General features: G+C 60.3%; 14 protein-coding genes. 8 read left to right on the top strand and 6 right to left on the bottom strand.

What is annotated here, in order from left to right; translation table 11 throughout:
* Positions 1–333: hypothetical protein (locus BT204_RS27995; RefSeq protein ID WP_204840106.1), on the top strand; the 333-nt coding region annotated here is incomplete at its 5' end.
* Between the two features lie 112 nt (positions 334–445).
* Here the strand turns inward: BT204_RS27995 and BT204_RS06140 are convergent.
* Both BT204_RS06140 and BT204_RS06135 read right to left on the bottom strand, forming a co-directional pair.
* The gene (locus tag BT204_RS06140; protein ID WP_034125914.1) at positions 446–1,939 is read right to left on the bottom strand and encodes a CoA-acylating methylmalonate-semialdehyde dehydrogenase; all 1,494 of its coding nucleotides are present in this window, start codon (positions 1,937–1,939) and stop codon (positions 446–448) included.
* A 39-nt stretch (positions 1,940–1,978) separates the two neighbouring features.
* A complete protein-coding gene (locus BT204_RS06135; protein ID WP_054896425.1) occupies positions 1,979–3,328 on the bottom strand; it encodes an omega-aminotransferase AptA in 1,350 nt (449 codons plus the stop codon).
* Positions 3,329–3,455: 127 nt separating this feature from the next.
* On the opposite strand from BT204_RS06135, the gene BT204_RS06130 reads away from it, so the two are divergent.
* The 6 genes from BT204_RS06130 (at position 3,456) to BT204_RS06105 (ending at position 9,513) form a co-directional block, all read left to right on the top strand.
* The gene (locus BT204_RS06130; RefSeq protein WP_034125912.1) at positions 3,456–4,376 is read left to right on the top strand and encodes a LysR family transcriptional regulator; all 921 of its coding nucleotides are present in this window, start codon (positions 3,456–3,458) and stop codon (positions 4,374–4,376) included.
* An 88-nt stretch (positions 4,377–4,464) separates the two neighbouring features.
* Positions 4,465–5,859 carry a uracil-xanthine permease family protein gene (locus BT204_RS06125; protein WP_054896424.1) on the top strand — a complete coding sequence of 465 codons (1,395 nt, stop codon included), beginning with the start codon at positions 4,465–4,467 and terminating at the stop codon, positions 5,857–5,859.
* Positions 5,860–5,946: 87 nt separating this feature from the next.
* Positions 5,947–6,606, top strand: a complete 660-nt coding sequence (locus BT204_RS06120; RefSeq protein ID WP_034125910.1) for a TetR/AcrR family transcriptional regulator — start codon at positions 5,947–5,949, stop codon at positions 6,604–6,606.
* Between the two features lie 12 nt (positions 6,607–6,618).
* The gene (locus BT204_RS06115; RefSeq protein ID WP_054918742.1) at positions 6,619–7,200 is read left to right on the top strand and encodes an IMPACT family protein; all 582 of its coding nucleotides are present in this window, start codon (positions 6,619–6,621) and stop codon (positions 7,198–7,200) included.
* 56 nt (positions 7,201–7,256) lie between these two features.
* Complete coding sequence (locus tag BT204_RS06110; RefSeq protein ID WP_054918743.1) at positions 7,257–7,943, top strand: SDR family oxidoreductase; 687 nt, start codon at positions 7,257–7,259, stop codon at positions 7,941–7,943.
* A gap of 211 nt (positions 7,944–8,154) precedes the next feature.
* Complete coding sequence (locus BT204_RS06105) at positions 8,155–9,513, top strand: 8-oxoguanine deaminase (RefSeq protein ID WP_060764621.1); 1,359 nt, start codon at positions 8,155–8,157, stop codon at positions 9,511–9,513.
* A 135-nt stretch (positions 9,514–9,648) separates the two neighbouring features.
* Here BT204_RS06105 and BT204_RS06100 read toward each other — a convergent pair whose 3' ends face one another.
* Complete coding sequence (locus BT204_RS06100; protein WP_003188263.1) at positions 9,649–10,740, bottom strand: calcium:cation antiporter; 1,092 nt, start codon at positions 10,738–10,740, stop codon at positions 9,649–9,651.
* Positions 10,741–10,933: 193 nt separating this feature from the next.
* On the opposite strand from BT204_RS06100, the gene BT204_RS06095 reads away from it, so the two are divergent.
* Positions 10,934–11,887, top strand: coding sequence for an adenosine deaminase (locus tag BT204_RS06095; protein WP_014716772.1), 954 nt, complete (start codon positions 10,934–10,936; stop codon positions 11,885–11,887).
* Positions 11,888–12,013: 126 nt separating this feature from the next.
* Here BT204_RS06095 and BT204_RS06090 read toward each other — a convergent pair whose 3' ends face one another.
* The 3 genes from BT204_RS06090 to BT204_RS06080 form a co-directional block, all read right to left on the bottom strand.
* Positions 12,014–13,384, bottom strand: a complete 1,371-nt coding sequence (locus tag BT204_RS06090; protein ID WP_054918747.1) for an MFS transporter — start codon at positions 13,382–13,384, stop codon at positions 12,014–12,016.
* A gap of 97 nt (positions 13,385–13,481) precedes the next feature.
* On the bottom strand, positions 13,482–14,168 hold the full coding sequence (locus BT204_RS06085; protein WP_054918749.1) for an ArsR/SmtB family transcription factor: 687 nt from the start codon (positions 14,166–14,168) through the stop codon (positions 13,482–13,484).
* A 134-nt stretch (positions 14,169–14,302) separates the two neighbouring features.
* Positions 14,303–15,232, bottom strand: a complete 930-nt coding sequence (locus BT204_RS06080) for a LysR family transcriptional regulator (RefSeq protein ID WP_034125904.1) — start codon at positions 15,230–15,232, stop codon at positions 14,303–14,305.
* Positions 15,233–15,341 lie beyond the last annotated feature (109 nt).

The following is a 15,341-nucleotide window of genomic DNA, read 5'->3' as shown; positions in this document are numbered from 1 at the left end:
CCACACGAATTGCTTGATTCAGTTGTTAAAGAGCGGTTGGTTAAGATCTTTCGTCTCAACCGAGGCGCGCATTCTACAGCAGCCTCATTTGCTGTCAAGTGGTTATTTTCAGAAGTTTTCGAAGATTTCTTCAACAACTTCAACCACTTGCGCTTGCGATCTCTCGTAAGCGGGAGGCGAATTCTACAGCGTTACACGCTGCTGTCAACACCTCTTTTTCAACTTCCTTTTGGCTTCGATGAACTGAAGCAACTTGCTGCCGAAAACTGCGTAACTCATTGTTTACCAAGGAGTTTTCCGTTTCGACTGCGCCGGAAGTGGGGCGAATTATAGGCTTCCAGAATCTGCCGTCAACCTTCTTTTTCACATTTCTGTCATATAAGTCAAAAAAGCCCCAATAATGCAAAGGCCGGCCCCAAGGGGCCGGCCTTTTACCTACCGAGCCTTACAGGCTAGGGAAGGCGAATTGCGACGCTTCATGGCTGGCCCGTTGCGGCCAACGCTGGGTGATTGCCTTGCGACGGGTATAGAAACGCACCCCGTCCGGCCCATAGGCATGCAAGTCGCCAAACAGCGAACGCTTCCAGCCACCAAAGCTGTGATACGCAACCGGCACCGGCAGCGGCACGTTCACCCCCACCATGCCGACTTCAATCTCATCACAGAACAGGCGCGCCGCTTCACCGTCACGGGTGAAGATACAAGTACCGTTGCCGTATTCATGATCGTTGATCAGCTGCATCGCCGCTTCCAGGCTATCCACCCGCACTACGCACAGCACCGGCCCAAAGATCTCTTCTTTATAGATACGCATCTCAGGGGTGACGCGGTCAAACAAGCTGCCACCGAGGAAAAAACCTTGCTCATGCCCTGCAACACTCAAGCCACGGCCGTCAACGACCAGCTCAGCCCCCGCCGACACACCGTCCTCTATATAGCCACTGACTTTATCTCGCGCCTGCCCCGTCACCAACGGGCCCATATCCAGCCCGCAAGAAGTGCCCGCACCAATCTTCAACGCCTTGACCTGAGGCGCCAGCTTGGCGATCAACGCATCCGCTACCTGGTCGCCCACGCACACAGCCACCGAGATCGCCATGCAACGCTCACCGCAGGAACCATAAGCCGCGCCCATCAGGGCACTCACAGCGTTATCCAGGTCTGCATCCGGCATCAGCACCGCGTGATTCTTCGCCCCACCCAGCGCCTGCACGCGCTTGCCGCGTTTGGTCGCTTCGGAATAGATGTACTCGGCAATCGGCGTCGAACCTACAAAGCTCAAGGCTTTGACTTCCGGCGCTTCGATCAATGCGTCCACCGCGCCCTTGTCGCCATGCACCACGCTGAGCACGCCTTTGGGCAATCCGGCTTCCTGCAACAGCTGCGCGATCAACAGCGTCGAACTCGGGTCGCGCTCTGAAGGTTTAAGGATGAAACAGTTACCGCAGACAATCGCCAGCGGGTACATCCACAACGGCACCATCGCCGGGAAGTTGAACGGGGTGATACCCGCCACTACGCCCAACGGCTGGAAGTCCGACCACGCATCAATGTTCGGCCCTACGTTGCGGCTGTATTCACCCTTGAGAATCTCCGGCGCCGAGCACGCGTACTCCACGTTCTCGATCCCACGCTTGAGTTCACCCGCGGCGTCTTCCAGGGTCTTGCCATGTTCTTCGCTGATCAACTGCGAGATCCGTGCTTCGTTCTGCTCCAGCAGTTGCTTGAAACGAAACATCACTTGGGCACGCTTGGCCGGCGGCGTATTGCGCCAAGCCGGAAACGCCGCCTTGGCTGAGTCAATCGCCTGTTGAATGGTTTCACGACTGGCCAAAGGCACCTGGTGAATCACCTGCCCGGTAGACGGGTTATAGACGTCGGCACTACGACCGCTGTCGTTGACCAGTTCACCGTTGATCAAATGCTGGATAAGGCTCATGCAGGGCTCCTGAAAAATTGTTCTATATAGAAGGAGAAATCAGTCGATCTTGTTCAGCACTTCGCCGACCGCGTCAAACAGACGGTCCAGGTCCTGCGGCTTGCTGTTGAAGGTTGGCCCGAACTGCAGGGTGTCGCCGCCAAAACGCACATAGAAACCGGCCTTCCACAACGCCATGCCGGCCTCGAATGGACGCACGATGGCATCTCCATCACGTGGGGAAATCTGAATCGCACCGGCCAGGCCGTAGTTGCGAATGTCGATCACATTCTTGCTGCCCTTCAAACCGTGCAGCGCATTCTCAAAGTGCGGCGCGACTTCGGCTACGCTCTGCACCAGGTTTTCTTTCTGCAACAGGTCCAATGCCGCCAAGCCCGCCGCGCAAGCTACCGGGTGCGCCGAGTAGGTGTAGCCGTGGGGGAATTCCACTGCGTATTCCGGCGTCGCCTGGTTCATGAAGGTCTGGTAGATCTCGCTGCTGGCAATCACCGCGCCCATCGGAATCGCGCCGTTGGTGACTTGCTTGGCAATGCACATCAGGTCCGGGGTCACGCCGAAGCTGTCGGCACCGAACATCGAGCCGGTGCGGCCAAAGCCCGTGATCACTTCGTCGAACACCAACAGGATATTGTGCTGGTCGCAAATTTCGCGCAGACGCTTGAGATACCCCTGCGGTGGCACCAATACCCCAGCGGAACCGGCCATAGGCTCGACAAATACGGCCGCAATGTTCGACGCGTCATGCAGCTCGATCAGCTTGAGCAACTCATCGGCCAAGGCAATACCGCCCTGCTCCGGCATGCCCCGGGAGAAAGCGTTGCTGGCCAGCAAGGTGTGAGGCAGATGGTCAACATCCATCATCGCCTGGCCAAACAGCTTACGGTTACCGTTCACACCGCCCAGGCTGGTACCGGCAATGTTCACGCCGTGGTAACCACGGGCGCGACCAATCATCTTGGTCTTCGTGGCCTGACCTTTCAGGCGCCAGTAGGCCCGCACCATCTTCACCGCCGTATCGGCACATTCAGAGCCCGAATCGGTGAAGAACACATGATTCAGGTTGCCTGGGGTCAGCTCGGTGATTTTTTCCGCCAACTGGAAGGACAACGGATGACCGTACTGGAAGCCTGGAGAGTAGTCCAAGGTGCCCAATTGCTTGGCGACCGCTTCCTGGATTTCCTTGCGCGTATGCCCGGCGCCACAGGTCCAAAGGCCCGACAACGAATCATAGACCTTGCGCCCCTTGTCATCGGTCAACCAGCTACCTTCGGCGGCCACGATCAGGCGTGGATCGCGCTGGAAGTTGCGGTTGGCGGTGTAAGGCATCCAGTGCGCATCCAGCTTCAATTGGCTGGCCAGGGACGATGGGGCGTTTTCGGGCATGTTCATCAGCAAAACCTCGCAGGGCAAAAGGCAGCGTCGGGATTGAAAAAAGCGTTGTTGCAGCTAAATTGCCACGGGGATAAAGTCGGTGAAATCCAACTCTTCTAACCTTCAGTCAGGACTTCACTAAACTATGAGCAGCCGTCGTCCCGACCCTTTGGCCCAAGTCAGTGACTTCGATATTCGCCTGCTGCGCATCTTTCGCAGCGTAGTGGAGTGCGGCGGCTTCTCGGCAGCGGAAACCGTTCTCGGCATCGGGCGCTCGGCCATCAGCCAGCAGATGAGCGACCTTGAGCAACGACTCGGGCTACGACTCTGCCAACGCGGCCGCGCCGGTTTTTCCCTGACGGAAGAAGGCCGCGAGGTCTATCAATCTGCCCTGCAACTGCTGAGTGCCCTGGAAAGTTTTCGCACCGAGGTCAACGGCCTGCACCAACATTTGCGCGGCGAGTTGATCATTGGCCTCACCGATAACCTTGTCACTCTGCCCCATATGCGCATCACCCACGCATTGGCGCAGTTGAAAGAACGCGGCCCGGACGTGCAGATCCAGATCCGCATGATCGCCCCCAATGAAGTGGAGCAAGGCGTACTCGACGGTCGCCTGCACGTCGGTGTGGTGCCCCAGGCCAGCGCACTGTCGGGCCTGGAATACCAGCCGTTGTACAGCGAACGTTCCTTGCTCTATTGCGCGGTCGGCCACCCGCTGTTTTACGCCGACAACAAGCAACTCGACGACGAGCGCGTCGACAGCCAGGACGCCATCGCCCCCACCTTCCGCTTACCCGCGGAAATCCAGGCCCATTACCAGGCGCTCAACTGCACCGCCAGTGCCTCAGACCGTGAAGGCATGGCGTTCCTGATTCTCACCGGGCGTTATATCGGCTACTTGCCCGATCACTACGCCAGCCTATGGGTACAACAAGGCCGACTGCGTGCGCTGAAACCGGCTACACGTTTTTACGATTTGAGCCTGGCATCGGTCACGCGCAAGGGCCGTCGCCCTCATTTGGTGCTGGAAAGTTTCCTGGAAAGCCTGGCCGCCACCCGCTGATTCGGGCGTCGCACAAAAAGCTGAGCACTTGGACAGCTTTTTGCAAGGACTCAAGGACCTTGAACCGTCCGCCTTGAGTTGACCCGCCATGCCCCCAGAATCCTCCAGCCCCAGCGACCTCATCTACGGCCTCAACGACCGGCCGAAACCACTGCCGGCTCTGCTCGCGGCGCTGCAACATGTGCTGGCGGCGTTCGTCGGCATTATCACGCCGCCTCTGATTATTGGCTCCACCCTCGGCCTCACCGCCCACTTGCCCTACCTGATCAGTATGGCGTTGATGGTTTCCGGCGTAGGCACCTTCATCCAGGCACGCAGGCCGTTTGGTATCGGTGCCGGCATGATCTGCCTGCAAGGCACCAGCTTTGCGTTTCTCGGCGCGGTGTTGTCTGCAGGCTTTCTGGTGAAACAACGCGGCGGCAGCCCGGAAGACATTCTGGCGATGATTTTCGGCGTGTGCTTCTTCGGCGCGGCGGTACAGATTGTATTGAGCCGCTTTATCGGCCAGCTGCGCCGCGTGATCACACCGCTGGTGACCGGCATTGTGATTACGCTGATCGGCATCAGCCTGATCAAAGTGGGTATCACCGACCTCGGCGGCGGTTTCAATGCACCGGACTTCGGCGCCCCCGCCAACTTGGCGCTGGGCCTGTTCGTGGTTTTGACGATCATCCTGCTCAACCGCTCGAACACGCCCTGGGTACGCCTGTCGGCCATCATCATCGGCCTGGCCCTGGGCAGCCTCGCGGCGTGGTTCAGCGGTAAACTTGTTCCCCAGGCTTTGCCTGACCTGCCATTGGTCAGCCTGCCTACACCATTCCGCTTTGGTTTCAACTTCGACTGGAGCGCCTTCCTGCCGATTGCGCTGATTTATCTGATCAGCAGCATCGAAACCGTCGGCGACCTCACCGCCAATTGCATGATTGCCCGCCAGCCTATCAGCGGCCCTTCTTATATAAGCCGGCTCAAGGGCGGCGTCCTCGGCGATGGGGTGAGCTGCATGATCGCCGCCACTTTCAGCGCTTTCCCCAACACCACGTTTGCGCAGAACAATGGTGTGATCCAGCTCACCGGCGTGGCCAGCCGTTACGTCGGTTTATACATCGGCGTGTTGCTGTTCTGCCTGGGCCTGTTTCCGCTGATTGGCGCCGTGCTGCAGCAAATCCCCAAGCCGGTGCTGGGCGGCGCGACCCTGGTGATGTTCGGCAGTGTGGCCGCAGCCGGCGTGCGCATTCTCGCCCAGGCACCGCTGGATCGACGCAGCATGCTGATTATCGCCACCTCGTTCGGTGTTGGCCTGGGTATCGCCGCGCAACCTAACCTGCTGCACCTGATGCCGACACTGGTGCAGAACCTGTTCGACTCCGCCATCACCAGCGGCGGTATCACCGCCATCCTCCTGTGCCTGTTACTGCCGGAGGCCAAGGCAAGTACCACCGCCGCAAACCACACCCCGGAACGCGACAGCCTGGAACCGCTTTGACGGTTTTATTGCATCAGGACTTGTCTGAGGCTTGAGGGTGGGTTATCTGTGCACACGTCGTCTCTATCGATCAGCACGGAAACCTCCATGAGCCTCGAAGTTCCTGCCCACAGCAACCACGGCGGTAAACCCGCCAGCCGCATTCGGCAAAAGAATGAACAAGCGATTCTCCAGGCTGCTGAAGATGAATTCGCGCGCCATGGCTACAAAGGCACCAGCATGAACACCATCGCTGCCAGCGCCGGGCTGCCCAAGGCCAACTTGCACTATTACTTCACCAACAAGCTGGGCCTGTACATCGCAGTGCTGAGCAACATCCTCGAACTCTGGGACAGCACCTTCAACGCGCTGACCGCCGAGGATGACCCGGCCGTGGCGCTCGCTCGTTACATCCGCACCAAGATGGAATTCTCGCGCCGCCAACCCCAAGCCTCGCGGATCTTCGCCATGGAGATCATCAGCGGTGGCGAATGCCTCACGGAATATTTCGGCCAGGACTATCGGGCCTGGTTCAGTGGCCGTGCCGCAGTGTTCCAGGCGTGGATCGACGCCGGCAAAATGGACCCCGTCGACCCCGTGCATCTGATCTTCCTGCTGTGGGGCAGCACCCAGCACTACGCTGACTTCGCCACCCAGATCTGCCGCGTCACCGGTCGCACCAAGCTGACCAAGCAGGACATGGAAGATGCCGGCACCAATCTGATCCATATCATTCTCAAAGGCTGCGGCATCAAGCCAGCCCTATAAACGAAGCGATTTATGTCTTTTACGCTCACCGGTTTTTGCGAGTTTCGTGAAGAAATACGCAAAAGCCGCTTTATCACCTTGGCGGCGCCGATTACCAGCCCGCAGGACGCCCAAGCGTTTTTCGAGCGACACAGCGACCTGAACGCCACGCACAACTGCTGGGCCTGGAAGCTGGGCGATCAATACCGCAGCAGCGATGACGGCGAACCCGGTGGCACCGCCGGGCGCCCGATCCTCGCGGCCATCGAGGCCCAGGGCTTTGATCAGGTGGCCGTATTGGTGATCCGCTGGTACGGCGGCATTCAACTGGGCACGGGTGGCTTGGCCCGTGCCTATGGCGGCGGGGCCAATAAATGCCTGCAAAATGCCGAGCGCATCGAGCTGATCAGCCGCGTACCTCTGAGCTGCGCCTGTGGCTTCTCCGAGCTGAACCTGGTGAAGCTGCGTGTCGCTGAACTCGGCGGGCTTGTGGTGGAAGAAACCTTCACCGCCAACGGCGTAGAGCTGCAACTCGCCCTGGGGGAGGCGCACATCGACACCCTGCAAACCCAGCTCGCCGACCTGAGCCGTGGGCGCATCCTGCTCGAACGCTGAAACTGCTACTGTTATGCGCTGAACTCCCTGAACCGCGATTTCAAAGGAAGCCTTTCATGTCTACGCCAAAAACCGCACTGATCATCGGCGCCTCGCGCGGGCTGGGCCTTGGCCTGGTCAAGCAACTGCTCCAGGACGGCTGGGGCGTGACCGCTACCGTGCGCGATCCGAACAAGGCAGATGCCCTGAAAGCCGCGGGGCCGGTGCAGATCGAGAAGTTGGATATGGACGACCAGCAAGCCGTGATCGCCCTGGCCCAACGCCTGAAAGACCGCACCTTCGACCTGCTGTTCGTCAACGCCGGCGTCAAGGGCCCGGCCAACCAGGAGCCCGGCCACGCGACCCTGGCGGAAGTCGGCCAGTTGTTCTTCACCAACGCCGTGGCGCCAATCAACCTGGCCCAGCGCTTTGTCGGGCAGATCCGCAAAGACACCGGCGTGCTGGCCTTCATGAGTTCGGTACTGGGCAGCGTGACCATTCCCGACGGCTCGGACCTGGCGCTGTACAAGGCCAGCAAGGCCGCCCTCAATTCGATGACCAATAGCTTTATCACGCAACTGGGCGAGCCCAAGCCGACGGTGCTGTCGCTGCATCCAGGTTGGGTGAAGACCGACATGGGCGGCGAAAATGCCCACATCGACGTCGAGACCAGCGTGCGCGGCCTGGTGGACCAGGTAAATGCCTACACCGGCAAAGGCGGCCATCACTTCGTCGACTACAAGGGCGACACCATCACCTGGTAACCCCCCCAACTGTAGGAGCGAGCTTGCTCGCGAAGAACGCCCAAGCACTGCGTTAAACCAGACTGCCCGCGTCATCATTGACGATTTTCGCGAGCAAGCTCGCTCCCACAGAGGTAAACTGCCCACCTCGCCCTCCCCGGCGACCCTGGATCAGCAGACAGGGCAACACTGAGCTGGCAAACCTGAACCCATCATTCAGAGGAGCCGGCCAATGCCTGCGACCCGTATCTGGTTAAAAAACCCCCTCGCGATTTTCACTGCCAATGGCCTCGATGCCCGTGGCGGCCTGGTGCTGCAAGACGGTGTCATCACCGAAGTGCTGGCCCAAGGGCAAGCGCCTGCACAACCCTGCGCGCAGGTGTTCGATGCCCGCGAGCATGTGGTGCTGCCAGGGCTGATCAATACCCACCACCACTTCTATCAAACCCTGACCCGCGCCTGGGGCCCGGTGGTCAACCAGCCGCTGTTTCCCTGGCTGAAAACCCTGTACCCGGTATGGGCGCGGCTCACCCCGGAAAAGCTCGCCCTGGCCAGCAAAGTCGCCCTGGCCGAATTGCTGCTCTCGGGCTGCACCACTGCGGCCGATCACCACTACCTGTTCCCCGATGGTTTGGAAAACGCCATTGATGTGCAGGTAGGCAGCGTGCGTGAACTGGGGATGCGCGCCATGCTCACCCGCGGTTCCATGAGCCTGGGCGAAGCCGATGGCGGCCTGCCACCGCAGCAAACCGTGCAGCAAGGCCAGGTGATTCTCGAAGACAGCCAGCGCCTGATCCGCGAATATCACCAGCGCGGTGACGGTGCGCAGATCCAGATCGCCCTGGCGCCGTGCTCGCCGTTTTCCGTCACCCCCGAAATCATGCAAGCCAGCGCCGAGCTGGCCAACCAGCTGGACGTGCGCCTGCACACCCATTTGGCGGAAACCCTCGATGAGGAAGATTTCTGCCTGCAACGCTTCGGGCTGCGTACCGTGGATTACCTCGACAGCGTCGGCTGGCTCGGCCCACGCACCTGGCTGGCTCACGGCATTCACTTCAACCCGGACGAAATCGAGCGCCTGGGCGCAGCCGGCACCGGCATCTGCCATTGCCCAAGCTCGAATATGCGCCTGGCCTCCGGCATCTGCCCCACTCTGGACCTGCTCGCCGCCGGCGCCCCGATCGGCTTGGGCGTGGACGGCTCGGCCTCCAACGACGCTTCGAACATGATCCTTGAAGCCCGCCAGGCCCTGTACATCCAGCGCCTGCGCTACGGCGCGGAAAAGATCACCCCCGAAGGCGTATTGGGCTGGGCCACCAAGGGCTCGGCGCAGTTGCTGGGGCGCACAGACATTGGCGAGTTGGCCGTCGGCAAGCAGGCGGACCTGGCACTGTTCAAGCTCGATGAGCTGCGCTTCTCCGGCAGCCATGACCCCATTTCCGCACTGCTGCTGTGCGGCGCGGACCGGGCAGACCGAGTGATGATCGCGGGTCAATGGCGGGTGATTGATGGTCAAGTCGAAGGCCTGGACCTCAAGGGCTTGATCGCCGATCACAGCCAGGCCGCGCGCCATTTGATCGCGGGCACCTAAGCCAGGCGCCAATCAAAATGTGAGAGCGGGCTTGCTCGCGAATGCGGTGTGTCAGTCAGTACATCTGTGACTGAACCACCGCATTCGCGAGCAAGCCCGCTCCCACATTGGGTCTGCGGCGCCTTTCAAATCGGGTTACAGCCCCAACAGCGACAGCATGATAAAGGTCGCAAACAACACAAAATGCGTCATCCCTTCTATCGCATTGGTTTCACCATCGTTGAGGTTGATCGCGCTGACGATCAGCGTGATAAACACCATAACCGTTTGCACCGGCGTCATCGCCATCTGGAACGGCTGCCCGGTGTAGAGCGCCATGGCTTCCATCACCGGCACCGTCAGGATCACCGTGGACAACGAAGCCCCCAGCGCGATGTTGACCACCGATTGCATGCGGTTGGCCAACGCGGCGCGCAATGCCGTGAGGATTTCCGGAGCGGCCGAGATAGCCGCCACCACAATCGCGGTAATCACTGGTGGTGCGCCTGTGCCTTCCAGGCCCAGGTCGAGGGTCTTGGACATCACCTCGGCCAGCGCGCCAATCACGATCACCCCAAACACCAGGGTCGCAATGGAAAACGTCAGGCTGACAGACGGCGCGTGCTCGTCTTCCGGCTGTTTCTTACGGCGTTTCTCCGGGTAGCTGTAGCTGAAGAAATAACTGTGCGGCCCCACCTGCATGCGCAGGAATAAGGTGTAAAGCACCACCATCGCGCCAATGGTGAAGGCCGAGTAAATTTTCCAGTCCGCTTCGGGGATAAATTCCGGTACCACCATCGACACCCCCATGGCGGTAAGAATCATCACACTGTAGGTGCGCGCTGAGTCATCGTTGTAGGACTGTTCGCCATGCTTGATGCCGCCCATCAGCGCGGCCAGGCCGAGGATACCGTTGATATCGAGCATCACCGCTGAGTAGATGGTGTCGCGCACCAGGGTGGGCGATGGCTCGTTACTCATCATGATCGCCAGGATCACCACTTCCACCAATACCGCGGCGAGGGTCAGGATCATGGTGCCGTAGGGGTCGCCGACTTTTTCCGCCAACTGTTCGGCGTGATGGGCCACGCGCATCGACGCCATCACGATAAACGCGATCAGCGCAAAGCCGGCCAGCAACGCAACCAGTTGGCCGCTGTGGAGCATCCAGTGCTCCAGCGGGTAGGCGGCGATGGCGGCAATCAGCGCCAGCAGCATGAATTTTTCTTGCTTGAGGGATGTGAGCATTCCGGGCCTTTTCGTACAGCGAATCAGTCATTGATGGGGTACAGACTGCGCCGAGCCGCTAACGTTTCGTTACACCTTAGTTCAGGCCGCCCTTGCGTGAGTGACAGAAATACTCTCCTGCTGGTCAGGTTTTGCCGATTATTTCAGCCATGGCCTGTAGAATGCCGCCATTGCACCTGATGAGATTTTAAAAATGTACGATTGGCTCAACGCCCTGCCCAAGGCTGAATTGCACCTGCACCTGGAAGGCTCGCTGGAGCCTGAGTTGCTGTTCGCCCTGGCCGAGCGCAACAAGATTGCGCTGCCATGGAACGACGTCGAAACCCTGCGCAAAGCCTACGCCTTCAACAACCTGCAAGAGTTTCTCGACCTGTATTACAAGGGTGCCGATGTGCTGCGCACGTCCCAGGACTTCTACGACCTGACCTGGGCTTACCTGCTGCGCTGCAAGGCCCAGAACGTGATCCACACCGAACCCTTCTTCGACCCGCAAACCCACACCGACCGTGGCGTGCCGTTCGAAGTGGTGCTCAACGGCATCGCCGCTGCGCTTAAAGACGGCGAGCAGCAACTGGGCATCACCAGCGGTTTGATCCTCAGCTTCCTGCGCCACCTGAGCGAAGACGAAGCGCAGAAAACCCTCGACCAGGCGCTGCCGTTCCGTGACGCGTTCGTGGCCGTGGGCCTGGACAGCTCGGAAATGGGCCACCCACCGAGCAAGTTCCAGCGCGTGTTCGACCGTGCCCGTCACGAAGGCTTCCTGACCGTGGCCCACGCCGGTGAAGAAGGCCCGCCCGAGTACATCTGGGAAGCCATCGACCTGCTGAAAATCCAGCGCATCGACCACGGCGTGCGAGCCATTGAAGACGAGCGCTTGATGCAGCGCATCATCGACGAACAGATCCCGCTGACGGTATGCCCGCTGTCCAACACCAAGCTCTGCGTGTTCGACGACATGGCCCAGCACAACATCCTCGACATGCTCGAGCGTGGTGTAAAAGTCACCGTGAACTCGGACGACCCTGCCTACTTCGGCGGTTATGTCACCGAGAACTTCCACGCGCTGCACACCTCCCTGGGCATGACCCAGGACCAGGCCAAACGCCTGGCGCAGAACAGTCTGGATGCGCGGCTCGTGAAACCGTAACTGAATAGACTTGGACTCAACCTGTGGGAGCTGGCTTGCCTGCGATAGCGGTGTATCAGCCAGCCTCTTATTGCCTGACCTACCGCTATCGCGGGCAAGCCCGGCTCCCATATGGCCCCATCAGCTTCAAGCCTGGGTGAGTTCTTCCAGGGTCTTGCCCTTGGTCTCCATCCCGAACAGCCACACCACCAGCGCCGCCACCGCAAAGCACAGCGCGCCCAAGGCAAATACCCCGCCCTGCCCGGTTATCGGGAACACCAACCCGGTCACCAACGGCCCCAGCAACGAACCAACCCGCCCAATCGCCGACGCAAACCCCGAGCCGGTTGCACGTGCCGAGGTGGGATACAACTCCGGCGTGTAGGTGTACAGCACCGCCCACATGCCAAACAGGAAGAACTGCATCAACAACCCCGAGGTGATCAGCAGGCCCACGTTGCCGCCAAACACTGCGCTCTGCCCATACAGAAACGCCATCACCCCGCCGCCCAGCAGGGTCACCACGCACACAGGCTTGCGTCCCCAGCGCTCCACCAACCACGCGGCCATCAAAAAACCTGGGATTCCGCCCAGGGAAATGATCACCGTGTAATACACCGACTGAGTCACGGCAAAACCCGATTGCTGCAACAACGCACTCAACCACGACGTCAGCCCGTAGAACCCAAGCAGGGCGAAGAACCACACACTCCAGATCATCATCGTGCGTTGGCGGTACTGCGCCGACCACAGCTGCTGGAACGCGGAGAAAAACGTCCCCGGCGTACTCTCTACCCGTGGCAAAGCAACTGGCTCCGGCAAGTCGGCGCCGCCCAGGGAATCGCGCACCTTCTGCTCGATGCCAAGCAAGACCTTGTCCGCCGCCTCATGGCGCCCAGCCTGTTCCAGCCAACGCGGCGACTCCGGGATAAAGAAACGGATGGCCAGCACGAACACCGCCGGTACCGCCAGCACCAGGAAGATGTCGCGCCAGCCAATCACCGGCAACAAGAAGTAAGACAGTACGCCCGCAGCCACAAAGCCCAACGGCCAGAAACCATCCATCAAGGCGATATAGCGCCCGCGTCTTTTGGCGGGGATCAGCTCCGACAGCATCGACTGGGCAATGGGAAACTCCATGCCCATGCCAATGCCCAGCAGGATCCGAAACAACGTCAGCGTCTCCACCGTCTGGGCCGTGGAACACAAATAGCTCGCCAACCCCCAGAGGACGATGCTCCACTGAAACACCGGTTTGCGACCGAATCGATCAGCAAGCATCCCGGACAGCGAAGCGCCCACCACCATGCCGAAAAAACTCGAACTGGCCAGCAACCCGGCCTGGGCCGTGCTCAGGCCAAACTCGGTTTTGATCGAGCCCAACAGGAAGGTCATCATCGCCAGGTCCATGGAGTCAAAGAAAAACGCCAGGGCGATGATGATGAAAATGATTCGGTGGTAACCGCTGATGGGCAACCGTTCCAGGCGTTCCGCCGCGCTATAACCCTGCCTATCCATGCCACACCCCTCGTATGAAAAATCCCCCTTGCGAGTGTGCGGCATCGTTTGCGCCGGCTATTGCTGGATGCGACCTGACGACAGCTGAGAACGACGCCTACAGCTTGGCAATGCGAGCTATGTGCTCAAGCCCCAGGTCATTGACCGACAAGGCCCGTGACTCGTTGATCACGCTGATCCAGTTCGCCTGCAGAAACAGTTGCATCAAGCCCGCCCCCAACGCACCGCCCAGGTGGGGTTGTTGCTGGCTCCAGTCGAAACAGTCGCAGGCCAGCGGCGATGCCAATGCCTGGGTAAAAATGCCCAGCTGCGCCAATGCCTGCACGCCATTGGGCGTCACCTCTGTACGCGGCTCATGGCGCTCGATCCACCCGGCCTCAAGCATCCGTTGATACAACTGCGCCGCCAGCTCGCCGCCGAGGTGGCCATGGCACCAGCGGGCACGGCGCAGCAATGGCGGTGCGCGCAGCGCCGTTGGCAAAACATCAGGTGTGCTGCGGGCCGCGCTGGCCATAGTGGTGCTGGCCAGCGCATCAATGGCGGCACTGACATCGGCCGCCGCTACACGAAACAGGCGCTGGCCCCGCCGCGCCTCGATCCGCAACAGGCCGCTGCCGGACAGCCGCGCCAAATGTGCATTGGCTGACGCCGGCGACAGCCCGGCCAGCGTCGCCAGTTCTTCGGAAGTCTTCGCCGAACCGTCCATCAAGGCCCAGAGCATGGCCGTGCGTTTAGGCTCGGCGAGCAAGCTGGCGATCTGACTGATGCAAGGTGCTGCTCCCATGTATTCACTCCCTGTTAAACCATTTTTCTGCTGCGGTTGACGCCCAAGTATAGGTGCGCAGGCAGGAGGTTCCCCGGTGTCTGACGGTGCAAATCAGGACAAGATATGAGTGAAACTTCCGAGCGTGGCGCAGGCTATTGACGAGAAGCCATTCGTCCCGGTCGCTGGGCCGTCAATGTCGCACAACGGGACACGAGCATGTCCCGCAGCAGATTGATGGGTTTACTCAATTGCGCACGGTGGGCGCACAGCAGGTTGAGCGGGGTGCGCTCGCCCTGCAGTTCCGGCAGGATCAGACGCAAGCGCCCGGCCAGCACATCGGTGCTCACATCCAGCCAGGACTTGTAGGCGATGCCCATGCCCGCCACCGCCCAGCGGCGCACCACATCGGCGTCATCGCTGAAGCGATCGCCGCTGACCGTCAGGCCCACATGGCGCTTGCCATCGTAAAAACCCCAGTGGTCGTGGACGCGGCTGCCGAGCATGTACAGCAGGCAATTGTGCTGGGCCAATTGCTCCAGATGGCGCGGCTCGCCATGCCGGGCGAGGTAACTGGGGGCGGCGCAGAGTACGCGAATATTGTCCGGAGCAATGGGCAGCGCAATCAGGCTGGAGTCTTCGGGTTCGCCGTAACGCAGGGCAATGTCCACGGGCTGGCGGAACAGGTCGGCGATGCGATCACCGAGCAACAGGCGCACGTTCAGTTGCGGATGCTCCTGCTGGAACGCATCCAGCCACGGCAACAGCTGGTTGCGACCGAAATCCGAGGGCGCCGACAATTGCAGCACACCACTGACATGATCCTGGCCACTGGCCAATAGGCGCCGCCCTTCATCCAGCGCGCTCAGTGACGCCCGCGCGTACGCAAGGAAGCCCTCGCCTTCGGCTGTCAGGCGCAGGCTGCGGGTGGAGCGCGCCAGCAAGCGCGTACCCAGTTGCTGTTCGATACGCTTGAGCGCGGCACTGGCCACCGCCGGTGACAGGTCCATGACCCGCGCCGCAGCCGACAGGCTACCCAAGTCGGCGGCCCGCACAAACAACTGCAAATCATCAAAACGCAGCATGCATTTCCGTTCATTATCAATATTTGGTTGAAACAGCCTGCTGTTTTAGCCGCTTTTATCGGCGTGGGAAATAGCCAATCATCTGCCCATCCCGTTAGCCCGTGCCCGG

Source organism: Pseudomonas sp. NFPP02 (assembly GCF_900119355.1).
Classification (GTDB): domain Bacteria; phylum Pseudomonadota; class Gammaproteobacteria; order Pseudomonadales; family Pseudomonadaceae; genus Aquipseudomonas; species Aquipseudomonas paracarnis.
This window is presented reverse-complemented; position numbering and strand designations above follow the sequence as displayed.

What these genes read in the sequence shown, in the direction of transcription:
- BT204_RS06140 (WP_034125914.1), bottom strand. Translation starts at nt 1,939, where the DNA reads ATGAGCCTTATCCAGCATTTGATCAACGGTGAACTGGTCAACGACAGC.
- BT204_RS06135 (WP_054896425.1), bottom strand. Translation starts at nt 3,328, where the DNA reads ATGAACATGCCCGAAAACGCCCCATCGTCCCTGGCCAGCCAATTGAAG.
- BT204_RS06130 (WP_034125912.1), top strand. Translation starts at nt 3,456, where the DNA reads ATGAGCAGCCGTCGTCCCGACCCTTTGGCCCAAGTCAGTGACTTCGAT.
- BT204_RS06125 (WP_054896424.1), top strand. Translation starts at nt 4,465, where the DNA reads ATGCCCCCAGAATCCTCCAGCCCCAGCGACCTCATCTACGGCCTCAAC.
- BT204_RS06120 (WP_034125910.1), top strand. Translation starts at nt 5,947, where the DNA reads ATGAGCCTCGAAGTTCCTGCCCACAGCAACCACGGCGGTAAACCCGCC.
- BT204_RS06115 (WP_054918742.1), top strand. Translation starts at nt 6,619, where the DNA reads ATGTCTTTTACGCTCACCGGTTTTTGCGAGTTTCGTGAAGAAATACGC.
- BT204_RS06110 (WP_054918743.1), top strand. Translation starts at nt 7,257, where the DNA reads ATGTCTACGCCAAAAACCGCACTGATCATCGGCGCCTCGCGCGGGCTG.
- BT204_RS06105 (WP_060764621.1), top strand. Translation starts at nt 8,155, where the DNA reads ATGCCTGCGACCCGTATCTGGTTAAAAAACCCCCTCGCGATTTTCACT.
- BT204_RS06100 (WP_003188263.1), bottom strand. Translation starts at nt 10,740, where the DNA reads ATGCTCACATCCCTCAAGCAAGAAAAATTCATGCTGCTGGCGCTGATT.
- BT204_RS06095 (WP_014716772.1), top strand. Translation starts at nt 10,934, where the DNA reads ATGTACGATTGGCTCAACGCCCTGCCCAAGGCTGAATTGCACCTGCAC.
- BT204_RS06090 (WP_054918747.1), bottom strand. Translation starts at nt 13,384, where the DNA reads ATGGATAGGCAGGGTTATAGCGCGGCGGAACGCCTGGAACGGTTGCCC.
- BT204_RS06085 (WP_054918749.1), bottom strand. Translation starts at nt 14,168, where the DNA reads ATGGGAGCAGCACCTTGCATCAGTCAGATCGCCAGCTTGCTCGCCGAG.
- BT204_RS06080 (WP_034125904.1), bottom strand. Translation starts at nt 15,232, where the DNA reads ATGCTGCGTTTTGATGATTTGCAGTTGTTTGTGCGGGCCGCCGACTTG.